We start from the raw sequence: 16736 nt of genomic DNA, 5'->3' as shown, positions 1-16736 counted from the left end.
TCTCTCCAGGGAAATGCGGGAAAATGAAAAAAACCGTTATTGCGCTGCTGGCCTTGCTGGCTAGCAGCGTGGGACACGCCGCCACGCCGTGGCAAAAAATCACCCAGCCGATTCCGGGTACCGCGCAGTCGATTGGTGCCTTTGCCAACGGCTGTATCGTCGGGGCGGAAGGGCTGCCGTTGCGTTCCGATAACTATCAGGTGATGCGTACCGATCAGCGTCGCTACTTCGGTCATCCGGACCTTGTCCTGTTCATTCAGCGTCTAAGCAACCAGGTGCATAATCTGGGACTTGGCACGATGCTGATTGGCGATATGGGGATGCCTGCGGGCGGGCGCTTTAACGGCGGTCACGCCAGCCATCAATCCGGGCTGGACGTCGACATTTTCCTGCAACTTCCACAAACCCGCTGGACCTCTGCGCAGCTGCTTAAACCGCAGGCGCTGGATCTGGTGGCGGCTGATGGCAAGCGTGTGGTGCCGTCGCTGTGGACGCCGCACATCAGCGCACTGATTAAACTGGCCGCCAAAGATAACGACGTGACGCGTATTTTCGTCAACCCGGCGATTAAACAGCAGCTGTGCCTGGATGCGGGAACCGACCGCGACTGGCTGCGAAAAGTGCGTCCGTGGTTCCAACATCGCGCCCATATGCACGTGCGTTTACGCTGCCCGGCCGGGAGCGTAGAGTGTGAAGACCAGGTCGCGCCCCCGGCAGGCGATGGCTGTGGGGCTGAGTTACAAAGCTGGTTTGAGCCACCGAAACCGGGAACCACCAAACCTGTGAAGAAGACGCCACCGCCGTTGCCGCCTTCCTGCCAGGCGCTACTGGATGAGCATGTCCTCTGATGGAACATTTCACTGAGATATTTATGGTGTCACCGCTGCTGCTGGTGGCACTTTTCTTTATCGCGCTGCTGGCCGGGTTTATTGATTCCCTGGCCGGGGGCGGCGGTCTGCTGACCATCCCGGCGCTGCTGGCTGTGGGGATGTCACCGGCAAATGCGCTGGCCACTAACAAACTGCAGGCCTGCGGTGGGTCGCTATCGTCCTCGCTCTATTTTATACGGCGCAAAGTGGTCAGCCTGGCTGACCAGAAGCTCAATATCCTGATGACCTTTATTGGCTCGATGAGCGGCGCGCTGCTGGTACAGCACGTGCAGTCAGACATTCTGCGTCAAATTCTGCCGCTGCTGGTGATCGGCATTGGCCTCTATTTCCTGCTGATGCCAAAGCTTGGCGAGGAAGACCGTCAGCGTCGCCTGCACGGGTTGCCGTTTGCGCTGGTGTCAGGCGGCTGCGTCGGCTTTTATGACGGATTTTTCGGCCCCGGTGCGGGCTCGTTTTATGCGCTGGCGTTTGTGACGCTGGCCGGTTTTAATCTCGCCAAATCCACCGCGCACGCCAAAGTGCTTAACGCCACCTCAAACGTCGGCGGTTTGCTGCTGTTTATCATCGGCGGCAAGGTGATTTGGGGAACCGGTTTTGTGATGATGGCAGGACAATTTTTAGGGGCGCGAATGGGATCGCGACTGGTGCTCAGCAAAGGACAAACGCTGATCCGGCCGATGATCGTCATCGTTTCGGCGGTAATGAGCGCAAAACTTCTCTATGACAGTCACGGGGCGGAGATCCTCCAGTGGTTGGGAATTCATTAATGCAACAACAACACCATTATCAGCAGCTGATCGACATTTTCGACAGTTGCTTTGCTGATGATTTTAATACCCGTCTGATTTCAGGCGAGGACGAACCAATTTATCTTCCTGCTGATGCCGATGTGCCGTACAACCGCATCGTCTTTGCGCATGGCTTTTATGCCAGCGCTCTGCATGAGATTTCGCACTGGTGCATTGCGGGTGCCGAGCGCCGCAAGCTGGTGGATTTTGGCTACTGGTATTGCCCGGATGGGCGGGATGCCAAAACCCAGGGCCAGTTCGAAGATGTGGAAGTCAAACCCCAGGCGTTTGACTGGCTGTTTTGTGCCGCGGCGGGTTTCCCGTTCAACGTCAGCTGCGACAATCTCGAAGGGGATGTTGAGCCTGACCGCATCGTGTTCCAGCGTCGGGTGCATGCGCAGGTGATGACCTATCTCGCAGAAGGGATCCCGGCACGTCCGGCGCGCTTCATCGCGGCATTACAAGATTATTATCAAACGCCGACGTTAACGGCGGAACACTTCCCCTGGCCGGAAGATCTAAATTGAGGAAAGAAGATGATCGCAGAATTTGAATCGCGCATTCTGGCGTTGATTGATGACATGGTAGAGCACGCCAGTGACGATGAACTGTTTGCCAGCGGCTATCTGCGCGGCCACCTGACGCTCGCGGTAGCAGACCTGGAAGCAGGGGACGATCACTCTCCAGAAGCGGTCTACGAAAAAGTGACCCAGAGCCTGCAAAAAGCCATCCATGCCGGGGAACTGAACCCGCGCGATCAGGCGCTGGTCCTCGGCATGTGGGACACCCTGTTCCAGCAGGCAAAATTCAAGTGAGACCAAAAATGTAGGTCGGGTAAGCGCTGCGCCACCCGACGAAAAAGCCCCCGATTTCGCAACCGGGGGCTTTTTTATTACCAGTACAGCGGCCAAATCTGGCGCAGGCGGGCCATCGCTTCGAGATAGAAATAGTCGCCCCAGCTGCAACACTGGTCGACGCCTTTGCCGCTCGCCATGTGATACACCGAATGCTTGAGCAAGCCTTCGCACGCTTCGTCGTCGCGAGCGAGATAGTTGTCGGTCAGGGATTTCATGATACGCAGCGCCATTTCTTCATAATGTGCGCGATGCGGGTCGAGTGTAGGCAGCGCTTTAACCAATTCCAACAAGCCACAGGCGGCAATGGCGGCAGCGGAACTGTCGCGCACCGCGTCGGTGCCGAGCAGGGCTAAATCCCAGTGGCAGACCTCATCTTCCGGCAGGCGGTTGAGGAAGTAGTGTGCCAGGCTGCGGGAAAGTTCGACCATGCTGCTGTCGCCGGTATGCAGATAACTCAGCAGGAAACCGTAAATCCCCCACGCCTGGCCGCGAGACCAGCAGGAGGTGTCGCTATACCCCTGATGGGTATTACCGAAACGCGGCTCACCGGTGACCACATCCATATAGTAGGTGTGCCAGGTCGACGCATCATCGCGCACAATGTAGCGCGCGGCCTGTTCGACGTGCGCGGTGGCGGCGTCGGCATAGCACGGGTCGCCGGTTTGTTCACTGGCCCAGTACAGCAGCGGCAGGTTCATGTTGCAGTCGATTATCATGCGGCCCTGCTGTTCAGGGTCATTCAAATCGCCCCATGCCTGAATGATTTTCGCCGTTGGGTTAAAGCGCTCCATCAGGGCATCGGCTGCCTGAAGGGCGCTTTGACGCGCGGCTTCATTTCCGGTCAGCCGCCAGGCGCTGACGCAGGAGAGTGAATACAGAAAGCCTAAATCGTGCGTGGCGGTGTCGATGCGCTGCTCGATGCGTTCGGCGAAAGAGGGCAAAGTGCGCTCTGCGGCTTCACGGAAACGAACCTCACCGGTCATTTCCCACGCCAGCCACAGCTGTCCGGTCCAGAAACTGGTGGTCCATTCGACATTTTTAGTGCGCGGCCAGACGCCGTTTTCACAGGCTTCACCCGGGAAGCTATCGCCAAATGCGGCAATATTGGTATCCAGTTTTTGTGTGATGCGGGTCAGCGCGGCGTCCAGACTTTGACGCAGCGCAGGCCGGTCGATGGCGTACAGCTCAACCGGGCGCAACGGCTCAGTAACAACGGAACGGGTCATAACGTCTCCTTAATGACTTTTAGCAGGGGCAATGGATACCGCGTCCAGCGTCTGGGCGTCCTCGGGATGAGGATCGCGGTCAGAGCGGCAGCGTGAAAGGGTGAAGCTGGAAACCAGAGTGAAGAACAGGGCGCAGCAGCCCATCATCAGGTAGGTTTGCTCGAACCCGATTTTGGCGTACAGGTAGCCAGCCGGTGGCGCGACCACCACTGAGCCGACGTAAATCATCGCCTGATAGCCCAGCAGATACATGGTGGCGTTCACCTTTTTATGGAAATGCTCGGCGATGTATTTGAATACCGACACCAGCAACAGTGCGATTTCCATGCCGTACAACGGTTTGATAATCGAAATAGCCAGCGGGTCAGTCGTCAGGCCGGAGGCGATCAGACGTGCGCCGACCACCAGACCGCAGAGTAACAACCCTTTTTTCGCCCCGTAACGGTTAACCAGGACAGGGATGAACATCATCATCACGAATTCGGTCCCGGACTGAATCATGCTCAGGTAACCGTACCAGGCGTTGCCCTGTTCTTTGGTAGCAAAGAACGAAACAAAGTAGCGAGGGAACTGCTGCTCGGCGATGAACATCATCCACGCCACGCCCGCCACATACAGACTGAACATCCAGAATTTGCGGTTTTTCAACAGCAGAATGACGTCGCTAAAAACGATTTTATTTTCAGAGATGACATTGTTACTGCGCAGCTGCTCATCACCGATTTTCAGGCTGATTAACACCAGCAGCATCAACACTGAGGTGGCGCTGCTGACGAGGAAGTTCGCCAACGGTGTCAGATTAAACAGTACGCCAGAGACGGATGCCGCCAGCGCCCAGCCCAGCGATCCCCACATGCGGATCCTGCCAAACTCGAGGTTATACAGGCGGCTAAAGCGGTCAGCATAGGATTCCGATGCCGCTACGCCAGCATACCAGCCGAGACTGAGATACAGCGCGCCGACAATAATCCCGACGGTGGTGTGGCTCAGCAATAACGGCTGATAGACCACGATAAAGAACGGGGCCATCAGCGCAGACACGGCACACACAAAATAGAGCAGCCATTTGCTCATGCCGATTTTGTCCATGATGTAGCCGTAAACCGGCTTCATGATCACCGCGAACACGCCGTTGATGGCGAAGACGCTGCCAATGGTGATGCTGTCCAGACCGACCTTCTGGCTTAGCCACAGAGCGTAAAGCCCGAAGCTGGATGACCAGGTGAAGAAGTAGAGAAAGATAAAACTGCTCATCTTGATTTGCGCACTGCGCGGGGTGGTCGCGGTCATGATGCTCTCCTCAGTCTGACGGCAGTTCAGTCAGGGTGATGTGAGTGTGATGTGTCGCCGATGTCAGGAGAACGACACCCTGATCCAGACGGGCCTGTGGGGCGCTGGCGGCGTTGAAATCCTGTGGATCGCCAGCCCAGACGGCGCTGATCAGCAGATGCGTGCCGGGGGAATGTTCCCCGCGCAGCACCGGCACGGCGGCGCGGTCGGCAAATAACAGATTGCTGTTCGGCGGGGTCAGCACCACCTCGCCCTGACGTAGATGTGGGCTCAGACAGGCAATCATGCTGGTGTCTTTGTCTCCGCTCAGATGGCTGATACCTTTTGCGGTCTGCTGTTCCGGTTGCGGACGGAAACAGAGACTGAAGCCGCCTTCGGTGCTGTCCAGTTCCCGGGCGGTATCTAGGTGATGCACGCGAACGTGCCAGTCGCCCAGGGCTACCAGCCAGCTATCGACGGTGACGTCATGCCACGGCTGCCAGCGGCTGTAGATAACGTTCTCATTCACGCTGACCGTCAGGCATTCCCGACGACCGCGCCAGTAGTTGTCTTTTTCGCTGAGCAGCAGCATTGAGTCCGGCGAAGCGTGTGGCAGGCCAAAACGTCCGCGTTCGACGGTAAAGGCAAATCGTGCGGAGTAGGCAAATTTGCAGTATTTCGCTTCGGTATTGACGAAGTTATTCCGCTCTAGCTGCCCGGCGGTCAGCAGCCATAAATGATGCGGCTGGTGGACGATAATCTGTGCCGCTTTGGCGATGGAATGCGGCGTCTGACGTGGTGGAAGCGGTTCTTCTTCGGCCTGCCAGAAGTCGCTGTTTTCGCCGAGCGTCAGCACCAGCACCGTTTTCAGGCCCCAGTACGGTGAACCCGGCGCGTTGTAGTCTTCCGCCATGACAAGATTCGGGTAGCTGTAACCGACGCTCAGCACGCCGTCGCGATCGAACGGTTGCTGACGCATCCACCACCGCAGATGACGCAGCACCAGCCCTTTAATCACCCCCGGAGAGTAAACGTTCAACCCGGCAAAGGCGGCGGCGCTCCAGAACGCCGCCTGCGCAAAGCGGTAAGTCAGGCTGCGACCGAAGGGAATCGCGGCCCCATCGTCATCAAAGAAATGAATGAAATCAGCGGCAAACACCGTGGCCCGCTCGCGCAGAGTGGCACAGCGTTGGGGGTCGATGTCTTTCATCAGGTGGGAGTAGATCAGGCCGTAGAAATGGAAGCCCATTGAAATGTAGTAATCACGCGGGCGGTCCGGGCCATCGCTGTACCAGCCGTCACCGAGCCAGTAGCGTTCCATGGCGGCAAAATGGCGTTCAATCGCTTCGTGATTGACGGGCAGTCCGGCGTGATGGAAACCAACCTGCACCAAAATTGGAAAGAAGTGCCAGTTGTTGTCCGGAATGGTGGCCGTTTCGCTTTGCTTCAGCCATTGCCAGAGATGCTGCTTTTCCTGCTCATTAAAGTGTGCCAGCAGCGGTTTGTGCGCGAGAGCGAGCAACAGTCCGTAGGCCGCCATTTCCACCACCCGCTGATCGCTGGGACCGACTTCCCCCCAATATTCCGGGTGCGCAGGGTGGGTGCCGTTCTTGATGGCCTGAATATAGAGCGACAGCTGTTCCGGCTCCTGACCGCCCGCCAGCAAAGGTGTGACGCCCCATAATAAGCGGGAGAAGGCCTCCATATTGGCAATGCGCTGGCCGTAATGGGTCGTGAAATTCGCCAGGTCGATGCCGCTGGCGTTATTTTTGAAAAAGGGCGTGACCGCATTGAGTATTTCATTCACCCACAGGGTGAGGTCACTTCGTTTTTGTAGGGGATTTTCAAAGGTAATATGTTCGGGTTGCACAAGGTCCTCCCGTCAGATACGAGAAAATTAACGTTATTGTTATGGGACTTTTTTATCGCCAGAAGCAGGCGGCGAACCAAGACTAGCCGCTTTTTTCCCGGCCGCTGAGTGAGCCGCTTCACAAAACTGAACCGCTATTTTAAATTCGCTGGATTTTCATGAAAGGCAGGGCAATAAATTGCAAACCGTAGGCTAAAAATTTAATTCTGTTGTCATGGTGGCGGAATGAGCGATTCGCAGTTACTGGAAAGGATCACCCTCGAACGGCAGGCGATCTCATTTAATCGGATGTGGGGTTCCAGCGCGCTGTATTACCACTGGCATCAGTGCGTGGAGTTTCTTTTTATTTCTCAGGGCTACGGCATTGTGGTAGTGGATAATCAGCACTACACCGCGCGCCCCGGCAGGCTATTTATCTTCCCGCCGTTTCGTCTGCACAAAGTGCATGTCGATGACAGCGAACAGAACCAGTATCACCGTTCCACAATGCACATCGAGCAGTCGGCGGTGGAGAGCAATCTGCAACAGTTTCCGCGCTTTCAGGCGCAGTTTTCCCGTTTAGCGGCCAGCCATGCCCCGGCTCAGGCGTACGATCTGAATGAACACGCGGCGTATATGGAGACCGTGCTGGCGCAGTTTGCCGCGCTTGAATCGAAGGAACACTATCCCGTCGACGAGGTCGCTTTTTTGGTGATGCAGATAATGTCGCTATTACCTGCGTTGCCGTCGACCAGCGTCCCGCAGCAGCAAACCGCCTCGGCGCAAATCATGCAGTGGCTGGAAGTCCATTACGGCGAGAAGTTTTCACTGGAGGATCTGGCTCGGGATATCGGACTCTCACGCAGCTACACCTCACGCATCTTCCGCCAGCAGACCGGCGGCAGCATTCATGAATACCTGCTCACGAGGCGATTGAAGCGCAGTTGTGATTTGCTGCGCACGACGGAAATGAGTGTTGATGCGATCGCCGCCAAAGTGGGGTTTCAGGAGGCGACCTATTTCATTACCTGCTTTAAACGCATGATGCGCCAGACGCCGTTGCAGTATCGGAAACTGGCGCAGCAGCGCGTCAATCTGCTTTAACGACCGCTTTCCCTTTCAGCAGTTTGCGCACCCAGAAGCGGTTGGGGTTAAGCGCGGCGAGCGTCGAGGCATCCAGCGGCAGGGGTTCGTGGCTCATCTGTGAGGCCAGTATTTCCGCCGTCAGCGGGGCAGTACACAGGCCGCGAGAACCCAGCCCGCCCAGCATAAACAGGTTCTTATGTACCGGTGCAACAGCTGCATTTTCGCTGTTTTCAGCAAGCGTGGCGTAGGTGTCGAGTGTTTGCTGGTAGTCCGGCACGTTGCCCGTCATCGGTAAATGATCGCGGGTGGCGCAGCGAATGCCGCCTCGCGCGTCACCCTGGCTCACGTCCACTTCCTGCGCCCAGTCGGCCTGCGGGAAACAGTCAATCAGACGCTGGCGGTTATTCCGCTGATCCTCTTCGCTGTAGGCGACCTCGGTTTGCCCGCGATGGTAACTGGCTCCGATACAGTGCTGCTGATTATTCGGATTCTGCGGTGTCAGGTAACCGTCATAGCACAACACATGGCGCAGCTCTGCTAACGCAGGCGTAGTGGGAATATGGCTGACCTGTCCGCCGACCGCGGAGACCGGCAACTCTGCCGTTTGGGCGAAATGTGCGAGTTGATGACCCGTGGCCAGCACTACATTGGCATGATTCTGTGTTTCGCCGGAGGCAAAATGTAGCGTCCAGCCGTGGTCCTGGGCAGCAAGCGTTTCACAGCGATGGTTCCAGTGCACTTTCAGGCCATGCTGGCAGCCATATTCAATCACTGCGGCGGTGAGCTGTGCCGGGCACAACCAGCCGCCAAGCGGGTACTGGATGCCCGCGCAGCCCGTGTCCACACCCGCGCTGCGAGCCACCTCTGCGGCATCGACTTCGATGGCAATTTCCGCAGGCAGCCCCAGGTCAAGCATTCGGGCGATTTTATCGCTGCTTCTTTTATCCCAACCCAACTGCGTCACGCCGCACCAGGCACTATCAAACTCGACGGGCAGGGAATCATACAGACGGCGGGCAAAGGTAAATGCCGCCGGGAAGAACTGGGTCAGGGCAGGATCGTGAGCACTGAGCAACGGGTACAACGCGCCCTGACGGTTGCCGGATGCGCCTTGTGCCGGGGCGCTGTCTGCGCAATACAGCGTCACCTGCCAGCCGCGACGCAGCAGGGCCAGGGCCAATAATGCGCTGGCAATTCCACCGCCGATAATGGCCGTTTCACGCAGGTCCGAGCCGGTACGGGCAAACCACGGGGCACGGGCGTGGTCGGGATGAGAGTCATCCCGATACCCGGTCAGCATTTCTCGTTTGCGACCAAAGCCTTTGCTTTTTTGAATACCGAAACCGGCGTCTATCAGCCCACGGCGCACAAAACCTGCGGAGGTAAAGGTCGCCACTGTGCTGCCGGGCCGGGCCAGTCTGGCCATCGCGTTAAACAGCGTTGGCGTCCACATATCGGGATTTTTGGCCGGCGCAAAACCGTCGAGGAACCAGGCGTCCACTTGCTGATTCAGGGAGTCATCAAGGGTGTCGACCAACTCATTGATATCGCCAAACCATAAATCGAGCGTGACGCGACCGTCGTCCAGCAGCAGACGGTGACAGCCGGAGAAGGGCAGGGGCCATTGCGCCTGTAACTGCGTGGCGAATTCGGCCAGTTCCGGCCAATGCTGATGCGCCAGGACAAGGTCTGCCAGGCGCAACGGGAATTTTTCAAAACTGATGAAATGTAATCTTTGCAGCGTAGCGTCAGGGTGCGAGTCGCGAAACGCGTTAAAGGCCTGCCAGAGCGTGAGGAAATTCAATCCGGTACCAAAACCGCTCTCGGCCACCACCAGATGGCAACGGTCATGAGAGGCAAAGCGTTCAGGTAACCGGTTTCCGCCCAGAAAAACGTATCTTGTCTCTTCCAGCCCGTTATCGTTGGAAAAGTAGACATCATCAAAATCTCGGGAAACAGGTGTACCCTCATTGTTAAATTCAAGGTTGGCAGGTTGTATGGCGTTTTGTTTCACGTAAGTTACTCGCAATGCAAGGCGTCCGGGGATCTTAGCGATGTGTGCCGGGTGGCGCAAATTTATACTTAATTTGTCTGATCGGACTTGTTCAGCGTACAAGTGTACGCTATTGTGCCACTCGAAACTTAAAAATAGTATATGACTTACAGAGGTATTGAATGAAACGTGCAGTGATTACTGGCCTGGGCATCGTTTCCAGCATCGGTAACAACCAGCAGGAAGTCCTGGAATCTCTGCGTGAAGGACGCTCGGGGATCACTTTCTCTCAAGAATTCAAAGATTCTGGTATGCGTAGCCACGTATGGGGTAACGTTAAACTGGACACCACCGGTCTGATTGACCGTAAAGTGGTCCGTTTCATGAACGATGCCTCTATCTATGCTTTCCTCTCAATGCAGCAGGCGGTAGAAGATGCTGGGTTGAAAGAAGATGTTTATCAAAACAACCCACGCGTGGGCCTGATTGCAGGTTCCGGTGGTTCGTCTAAATCTCAGGTATTCGGCGCAGACGCAATGCGTAGCCCGCGTGGCCTGAAAGCGGTCGGTCCTTACGTTGTGACCAAAGCGATGGCGTCTGCGGTTTCCGCCTGCCTCGCGACTCCGTTCAAAATTCACGGTGTGAACTACTCCATCAGCTCCGCGTGTGCCACTTCTGCGCACTGTATCGGCAGCGCGGTTGAGCAAATTCAACTCGGCAAACAGGACATTGTTTTTGCTGGCGGCGGCGAAGAGCTGTGCTGGGAAATGGCCTGTGAGTTCGACGCGATGGGCGCACTGTCCACCAAATACAACGAAACGCCGGACAAAGCGTCCCGTACCTACGATGCGAGCCGTGACGGTTTCGTTATCGCTGGCGGCGGCGGTATGGTGGTAGTAGAAGAGCTGGAACATGCTCTGGCGCGTGGCGCACACATCTACGCTGAAGTCGTTGGTTACGGCGCAACCTCTGATGGTGCCGACATGGTTGCTCCTTCTGGCGAAGGTGCAGTGCGCTGCATGAAGCTGGCGATGGACGGGGTTGATACCCCAATCGACTACCTGAACTCCCACGGTACTTCTACCCCGGTTGGTGACGTGAAAGAGCTGGGTGCGATTCGTGAAGTGTTTGGTGACAATACCCCAGCCATTTCCGCCACTAAAGCGATGACCGGTCACTCTCTGGGTGCCGCAGGCGTGCAGGAAGCTATCTATTCTCTGCTGATGCTGGAACACGGTTTCGTGGCACCAAGCATTAACATCGACGAGATGGACGAGAAGGCTGAAGGCCTGAACATCGTGACCGAGCCGACCGAGCGTCAGCTGACCACCGTGATGTCCAACAGCTTCGGCTTCGGTGGCACCAACGCCACGCTGGTGATGCGTAAGCTGAAAGCGTAACGAATTCTTGTAGAATATAAAGGAGCCGAAAGGCTCCTTTTTTTTCGTCATGGAGTCACACATGTCTACAGTTAATGGATCTGTAAAAACCTCATCAGCAAATACCTCGCTGTTTCGTATCGCCTTCGCGGTATTCCTCACTTATATGACGGTTGGCCTGCCGTTGCCGGTTATCCCGTTGTTCGTGCATAACGAACTGGGTTACGGCAATACCATGGTCGGCATTGCCGTTGGTATTCAGTTTCTTGCGACCGTATTGACGCGCGGCTATGCCGGGCGGTTGGCGGATCAGCGCGGGGCAAAGCGCTCCGCATTGCAGGGGATGCTTGCCTGTGGGGTGGCGGGTGCGGCCTGGCTGCTTGCGGCACTGCTGCCAATAAGCGTCGAAGGCAAGTTCGCATTGCTGATTGTTGGGCGTCTGATCCTCGGCTTTGGCGAAAGTCAGCTCCTGACTGGCACCCTGACCTGGGGCATGGGGCTGGTGGGCCCGACGCGATCCGGCAAGGTGATGTCGTGGAACGGAATGGCGATTTATGGCGCACTGGCGGCCGGAGCGCCGCTGGGTTTATTCATCCATAGCCATTATGGTTTTGCGGCGCTGGCGGGCACCACCATGGTGCTGCCGTTGTTGGCCTGGGCGTTTAACGGCTCGGTACGGAAAGTGGCCACCCATCCGGGGGAGCGTCCATCGCTGTGGAGCGTGGTGGGTCTTATCTGGAAACCGGGCCTCGGTCTGGCGTTACAGGGGGTGGGCTTCGCGGTTATCGGCACCTTTGTTTCGCTCTATTTCATGAGCCACGGCTGGGCGATGGCGGGCTTTACCCTGACCGCGTTTGGCGGCGCGTTCGTGCTGATGCGTATTCTGTTTGGCTGGATGCCGGACCGTTTCGGCGGCGTGAAGGTCGCCACGGTGTCACTGCTGGTGGAAACCGTTGGGCTGGTGCTGCTGTGGCAAGCGCCCGGTGCATGGGTGGCGCTGGCAGGGGCGGCGCTCACCGGGGCGGGCTGTTCGCTTATCTTCCCGGCGTTGGGGGTTGAGGTGGTGAAGCGCGTGCCGCAGCAGGTGCGTGGCACGGCGCTTGGGGGCTATGCGGCGTTTCAGGATATCTCATATGGTGTGACGGCCCCGCTTGCCGGACTGCTCGCCACGTCGTGGGGTTATTCTTCAGTCTTTCTTGCCGGGGCGATTTCTGCCGTCGCCGGGATTGTGGTGACGCTACTCTCTTTCCGTCGGGCTTAAATCACGATCCACACCAGAATCATGATCACGATAAGCGCGATCAGCATCAGGCCCGGTCGCGCCGACATCGCCTTCAGGTTCTCAATGAGCGGCGTGAACGGGTTGAAAATAGGCTGCACGTAGCGGGTATCCAGCGTGTCCTGCGAGCGCTCGACGCGGCGCAGAAACACCTGATTCAATAAGTCCTGCACCTGGGCTGGGGTGAGCACCGTTTGCGGCGTGGCCTGCCAGGTTTGCTGGGCATAATCGCGCAGGGCGTTGAATTCCTGCGTTTCCATCGGCTGTTTTAGCGCGGCCTGCAACGTGTTCAGCGTGGGGGCTTTCTGGTCGCTAAGCGTTTGACGCGCCTGCAGCCATGTCATCAACGGGCTGAAATGTTTCGCCGGAATAAGCTCCCCGGTTTTGACGCCGGACAGTTCCAGCATCGACTGCCAGATCATCTTGCTCGAGTCACCGGTCGCGGCCGCCACTTTGGTCACCATCTGATTCAGGGTGTTGTGTTCGGCAGGCTGGAGCGGCCGGTCGGTGGCGGGACGCTGCTGTGGCTGAGGAATAGTCAGCTCATTTTTTTGCAGCAGATGCAGCACGTTTTTGAGCTGATCGGGCGTGAGCTGGCTCAACGCCGTCTGACCGTACTGCTGACGGATATAATCGCTAACAGCCTGACGGTTGTTCCCCTGACTCAACAGCTCGGACAGCTGCGAGACCACCTGGCGCACCGCCTGGCTTTGCTCGGCGGTAGCCAGACGCTGATTCAGGTTCTGTTCCGCCGCCGGGAAATGCCTTGAGAGCAGCTGCGCATCATTCTTCAGACCCAAATCGTGCTTCATGCCGGCCCACACCCCGGCGCTCTGCTGCGATGTCAGCGCGACCAGGCGCGTGATCAGCCGCTCGAGCACGGTGCGTTGCTGGGTGGAGAGGGGTTGCTCGCCGATGTTGTTAGTGACCGCTGTTTCCCCTGGAGGGCGGGCGGGCATACCTGAAATAGGTTGCGTCATGATAAATCCTGAATGTCGGTCGGTGTTCTCAAGGCTCAGTGTTCCTGGCCGCGAGATTATGGCACACTTCCCCGGTTAACTCTCGTTCCAGACAGGTACTGTATCGTGAAAATCCTTGTTGATGAAAATATGCCCTATGCCCGCGAGCTGTTTAGCCGCCTGGGTGATGTGAAGGCCGTTCCGGGTCGTCCGATTCCACAGCATGAGCTTGATGATGCGGATGCGCTAATGGTGCGTTCGGTCACCAAAGTGAATGAAGCGCTGCTGGCCGGGAAGGGCATTAAATTTGTGGGCACCGCGACGGCGGGGACTGACCACGTCGATGAGGCATGGTTGAAGCAGGCCGGGATCGGCTTTTCTGCCGCACCCGGCTGTAATGCAATTGCCGTCGTGGAGTATGTTTTCTCGTCATTGTTGATGCTCGCGGAGCGTGACGGTTTTGCGCTGGCTGACCGCACGGTCGGGATCGTCGGCGTCGGCAATGTGGGGGGGCGGTTACAAAAACGTCTGGAAGCGCTGGGTATTCGCACCCTGCTGTGCGATCCCCCACGCGCGGATAACGGCGACGAAGGCGATTTCCGCAGCCTGGATGAACTGGTACAGGAAGCCGATGTGCTGACCTTCCACACCCCGCTGTTCAAGGATGGACCGTACAAATCGCTACATCTGGCCGATGAAGCGCTGATTTCACGCCTCAAGCCTGGCACTATTCTGATTAATGCCTGTCGCGGACCCGTTGTGGATAACGCCGCACTGCTCAAATGCTTGCAGACGGGGCAGGATTTACGCGTGGTGCTGGATGTCTGGGAGCCCGAGCCAGAACTGAATACCGATCTGTTGGCGTTGGTTGATGTCGGCACCGCGCATATTGCGGGCTATACGCTGGAGGGGAAAGCGCGCGGAACCACCCAGGTATTTGAGGCATATAGTGAATTTATTGGTCAACGTCATCAGGTTGCGCTGGAGACGCTGCTCCCCCCCCCGGAGTTTGGCCGAATTACCCTGCACGGTGAACTGGATCAGGCGACGCTAAAAAGGCTGGTGCATTTGGTGTATGATGTGCGCCGCGATGATGCGCCGCTGCGGAAAGTGGCGGGGATCCCCGGCGAGTTCGACAAGCTGCGTAAAAACTATCTTGAGCGCCGCGAATGGTCTTCGTTAAACGTCCTGTGTGACGATGCCCGGACGGCTGAAACACTGAAAAATTTAGGATTCAACGCCGTTCATCACGCAGCGCGTTAATGTCTTCTTAATACGCCCGGCCAGATACTCTGGCGGGGCGGCTATTTTTTATTTCTGGAGTAAACCACCATGTCTGAAGGCTGGAATATTGCCGTACTGGGCGCAACGGGCGCCGTAGGTCAAGCCCTGTTTGAAATTCTTGCAGAGCGTCAGTTCCCGGTGGGAGAGATTTATGGCCTGGCGCGCAGCGAAAGCGCCGGCGAGTCTCTGCGCTACGAAGGCAAAACCGTTCGCGTACAGGACGTTGCAGAATTTGACTGGACCCAGGTTCAGTTAGCGTTTTTTGCCGCCGGAGCCGAAGCCTCTGCGGCCTGGGCGGAAGAAGCCGCTAACGCAGGCTGTCTGGTTATCGATATGAGTGGCCTGTTCGCCCTCGAGCCTGACGTACCGTTGGTCGTGCCTGATGTGAACCCGTTCGTGCTGGCAGATTATCGCAACCGTAACATCGTCGCAGTGCCGGACAGCCTGACCAGCCAACTGCTGACCGCGCTGAAGCCACTGATTGACGACGGCGGCCTGGCGCGTATCGGCGTCACCTGCCTGATGGCAGCCTCTGCGCAAGGCAAGAAAGCGGTGGATGCGCTGGCCGGTCAAAGCGCCAAATTGCTCAACGGCATTCCGATTGACGACGACGATTTCTTTGGTCGTCAGCTGGCCTTTAACATGCTGCCGATGCTGGCAGACCGCGAAGGCAGCGTGGCGGAAGAGCGCCGTATCGTCGACCAGGCGCGTAAGATTATGCAGGACGAAGGCCTGATGATTTCGGCCCAGTGCGTTCGCGCACCGGTGTTTTACGGTCATGCGCAGATGGTGAGCTTCGAAGCGATGCGTCCGCTGGCGGCGGAAGAGGCGCGTGATGCCTTTACCCGCAACGAGGACATTGCCCTGTCGGAAGAAAGCGAGTTCCCGACACAGGTAGCCGATGCCTCCGGTAGCGCGCATCTGTCGATTGGCTGCGTGCGTAACGATTATGGGATGCCGGAGCAAATCCAGTTCTGGTCCGTGGCCGATAACGTCCGTTTTGGCGGCGCACTGATGGCGGTGAAAATCGCTGAGAAACTGGTTCAGGAGTATATGTACTGATGTCTGAAGTGGAAGCGCTGCCAGTCTTTAAAATCGCGCTCGGCATTGAGTACGACGGCAGCAAATACTACGGCTGGCAACGGCAGAATGAAGTGCGCAGCGTGCAGGAAAAGCTGGAAAAGGCGCTGTCGCAGGTAGCGAACGAGCCGATTCACGTCTACTGCGCCGGGCGTACCGACGCAGGCGTACACGGCACCGGCCAGGTGGTGCATTTTGAAACGCGTGCGTTGCGCAAAGACGCGGCGTGGACGCTCGGCGTAAATGCGAATTTACCTGGAGACATCGCGGTGCGTTGGGTGAAAGCTGTGCCGGACGATTTCCACGCGCGTTTCAGTGCCACCGCGCGTCGTTATCGTTACGTGATTTACAATCATCGTCTTCGTCCGGCGGTCTTAAACCAGGGCGTAACCCATTGTCACCAGGCGCTTGATGCAGAACGTATGCAGCGTGCGGCGCAGTGCCTGCTCGGTGAGAATGACTTTACCTCGTTTCGTGCGGTGCAGTGCCAGTCGCGCACGCCGTGGCGAAACGTGATGCACATTAACGTCGAACGTTACGGTGCCTATGTGGTGGTGGATATCAAAGCCAATGCTTTTGTTCATCATATGGTGCGGAATATTGTGGGCAGCCTGATGGAAGTAGGTGCCGGAAACCAGCCGGAGAGCTGGATTGCAGAGCTACTGGCAGCGAAGGACAGAACGCTGGCGGCAGCGACGGCAAAAGCGGAAGGGTTGTATCTGGTCTCTGTGGATTATCCGGACAGGTTCAACCTTCCCAAGCCGCCTATGGGTCCGCTGTTTCTGGCGGACTGAATG

General features: G+C 57.2%; 15 protein-coding genes. 10 read left to right on the top strand and 5 right to left on the bottom strand.

Going from position 1 to position 16736, the window contains the following annotated elements; genetic code table 11:
* The first annotated feature begins 23 nt into the window (after positions 1–23).
* Genes mepA through SIK69_RS13310 form a run of 4 tightly spaced genes read left to right on the top strand, consistent with a single transcriptional unit; the run spans position 24 to position 2493 of the window.
* Positions 24–848 (top strand): penicillin-insensitive murein endopeptidase, encoded by an 825-nt coding sequence (mepA, locus tag SIK69_RS13325; RefSeq protein ID WP_319786271.1) that lies wholly within the window; start codon positions 24–26, stop codon positions 846–848.
* Entirely contained in the window at positions 848–1657 is an 810-nt protein-coding gene (locus tag SIK69_RS13320; RefSeq protein WP_319628796.1) for a sulfite exporter TauE/SafE family protein, read from the top strand. The genes mepA and SIK69_RS13320 overlap by 1 nt, the downstream gene beginning before the upstream one ends.
* Positions 1657–2205, top strand: a complete 549-nt coding sequence (locus SIK69_RS13315) for an elongation factor P hydroxylase (protein ID WP_319628797.1) — start codon at positions 1657–1659, stop codon at positions 2203–2205. Before SIK69_RS13320 ends, SIK69_RS13315 begins: the two co-directional genes overlap by 1 nt.
* Positions 2206–2214: 9 nt before the next feature.
* Positions 2215–2493, top strand: coding sequence for a YfcL family protein (locus SIK69_RS13310; protein WP_319628798.1), 279 nt, complete (start codon positions 2215–2217; stop codon positions 2491–2493).
* Between the two features lie 77 nt (positions 2494–2570).
* Here the strand turns inward: SIK69_RS13310 and SIK69_RS13305 are convergent, their stop codons facing one another.
* From SIK69_RS13305 to SIK69_RS13295, 3 genes are read right to left on the bottom strand one after another with little or no spacing between them, the layout of a single operon-like run.
* The gene (locus tag SIK69_RS13305) at positions 2571–3761 is read right to left on the bottom strand and encodes a glycoside hydrolase family 88 protein (protein ID WP_319786270.1); all 1191 of its coding nucleotides are present in this window, start codon (positions 3759–3761) and stop codon (positions 2571–2573) included.
* Positions 3762–3770: 9 nt separating this feature from the next.
* Complete coding sequence (locus tag SIK69_RS13300) at positions 3771–5051, bottom strand: oligosaccharide MFS transporter (protein WP_374941338.1); 1281 nt, start codon at positions 5049–5051, stop codon at positions 3771–3773.
* A gap of 10 nt (positions 5052–5061) precedes the next feature.
* Entirely contained in the window at positions 5062–6900 is a 1839-nt protein-coding gene (locus SIK69_RS13295; protein ID WP_319786269.1) for a DUF2264 domain-containing protein, read from the bottom strand.
* Positions 6901–7125: 225 nt separating this feature from the next.
* On the opposite strand from SIK69_RS13295, the gene SIK69_RS13290 reads away from it, so the two are divergent.
* Positions 7126–7983 (top strand): AraC family transcriptional regulator, encoded by an 858-nt coding sequence (locus SIK69_RS13290; protein ID WP_319786268.1) that lies wholly within the window; start codon positions 7126–7128, stop codon positions 7981–7983.
* Here the strand turns inward: SIK69_RS13290 and mnmC are convergent.
* A complete protein-coding gene (mnmC, locus tag SIK69_RS13285) occupies positions 7970–9979 on the bottom strand; it encodes a bifunctional tRNA (5-methylaminomethyl-2-thiouridine)(34)-methyltransferase MnmC2/FAD-dependent 5-carboxymethylaminomethyl-2-thiouridine(34) oxidoreductase MnmC1 (RefSeq protein WP_319786267.1) in 2010 nt (669 codons plus the stop codon). The genes SIK69_RS13290 and mnmC overlap by 14 nt on opposite strands.
* A gap of 161 nt (positions 9980–10140) precedes the next feature.
* On the opposite strand from mnmC, the gene fabB reads away from it, so the two are divergent.
* Positions 10141–11358 carry a beta-ketoacyl-ACP synthase I gene (fabB, locus tag SIK69_RS13280; RefSeq protein ID WP_319628803.1) on the top strand — a complete coding sequence of 406 codons (1218 nt, stop codon included), beginning with the start codon at positions 10141–10143 and terminating at the stop codon, positions 11356–11358.
* 61 nt (positions 11359–11419) lie between these two features.
* On the top strand, positions 11420–12598 hold the full coding sequence (locus tag SIK69_RS13275; RefSeq protein WP_319628804.1) for an MFS transporter: 1179 nt from the start codon (positions 11420–11422) through the stop codon (positions 12596–12598).
* Here SIK69_RS13275 and flk read toward each other — a convergent pair.
* Entirely contained in the window at positions 12595–13596 is a 1002-nt protein-coding gene (flk, locus tag SIK69_RS13270) for a flagella biosynthesis regulator Flk (protein WP_319628805.1), read from the bottom strand. The two genes, SIK69_RS13275 and flk, sit on opposite strands and share 4 nt — an antisense overlap.
* Positions 13597–13701: 105 nt before the next feature.
* Here flk and pdxB point away from each other — a divergent pair, with 105 nt between their 5' ends.
* From pdxB to truA, 3 genes are all read left to right on the top strand, one after another.
* Positions 13702–14838, top strand: a complete 1137-nt coding sequence (pdxB, locus tag SIK69_RS13265) for a 4-phosphoerythronate dehydrogenase PdxB (protein ID WP_319628806.1) — start codon at positions 13702–13704, stop codon at positions 14836–14838.
* A gap of 69 nt (positions 14839–14907) precedes the next feature.
* A complete protein-coding gene (locus tag SIK69_RS13260) occupies positions 14908–15921 on the top strand; it encodes an aspartate-semialdehyde dehydrogenase (RefSeq protein ID WP_319628807.1) in 1014 nt (337 codons plus the stop codon).
* Positions 15921–16733: a tRNA pseudouridine(38-40) synthase TruA gene (gene truA / locus SIK69_RS13255; protein ID WP_319786266.1), complete on the top strand. Its 813-nt coding sequence runs from the start codon at positions 15921–15923 to the stop codon at positions 16731–16733. The genes SIK69_RS13260 and truA overlap by 1 nt, the downstream gene beginning before the upstream one ends.
* The last annotated feature ends 3 nt before the right edge of the window (positions 16734–16736 follow it).

The organism is Scandinavium lactucae, assembly GCF_033843265.1.
Classification (GTDB): domain Bacteria; phylum Pseudomonadota; class Gammaproteobacteria; order Enterobacterales; family Enterobacteriaceae; genus Scandinavium; species Scandinavium lactucae.
Note: the sequence above shows the minus strand (reverse complement) of the source record. Positions and strands in the feature narration are given on the sequence as shown.

Coding starts and splice junctions, on each gene's coding strand:
- mepA (WP_319786271.1), top strand. CDS start 24: ATGAAAAAAACCGTTATTGCGCTGCTGGCCTTGCTGGCTAGCAGCGTG.
- SIK69_RS13275 (WP_319628804.1), top strand. CDS start 11,420: ATGTCTACAGTTAATGGATCTGTAAAAACCTCATCAGCAAATACCTCG.
- SIK69_RS13260 (WP_319628807.1), top strand. CDS start 14,908: ATGTCTGAAGGCTGGAATATTGCCGTACTGGGCGCAACGGGCGCCGTA.
- SIK69_RS13320 (WP_319628796.1), top strand. CDS start 848: ATGGAACATTTCACTGAGATATTTATGGTGTCACCGCTGCTGCTGGTG.
- SIK69_RS13290 (WP_319786268.1), top strand. CDS start 7,126: ATGAGCGATTCGCAGTTACTGGAAAGGATCACCCTCGAACGGCAGGCG.
- truA (WP_319786266.1), top strand. CDS start 15,921: ATGTCTGAAGTGGAAGCGCTGCCAGTCTTTAAAATCGCGCTCGGCATT.
- fabB (WP_319628803.1), top strand. CDS start 10,141: ATGAAACGTGCAGTGATTACTGGCCTGGGCATCGTTTCCAGCATCGGT.
- SIK69_RS13315 (WP_319628797.1), top strand. CDS start 1,657: ATGCAACAACAACACCATTATCAGCAGCTGATCGACATTTTCGACAGT.
- SIK69_RS13300 (WP_374941338.1), bottom strand. CDS start 5,051: ATGACCGCGACCACCCCGCGCAGTGCGCAAATCAAGATGAGCAGTTTT.
- SIK69_RS13305 (WP_319786270.1), bottom strand. CDS start 3,761: ATGACCCGTTCCGTTGTTACTGAGCCGTTGCGCCCGGTTGAGCTGTAC.
- SIK69_RS13310 (WP_319628798.1), top strand. CDS start 2,215: ATGATCGCAGAATTTGAATCGCGCATTCTGGCGTTGATTGATGACATG.
- flk (WP_319628805.1), bottom strand. CDS start 13,596: ATGACGCAACCTATTTCAGGTATGCCCGCCCGCCCTCCAGGGGAAACA.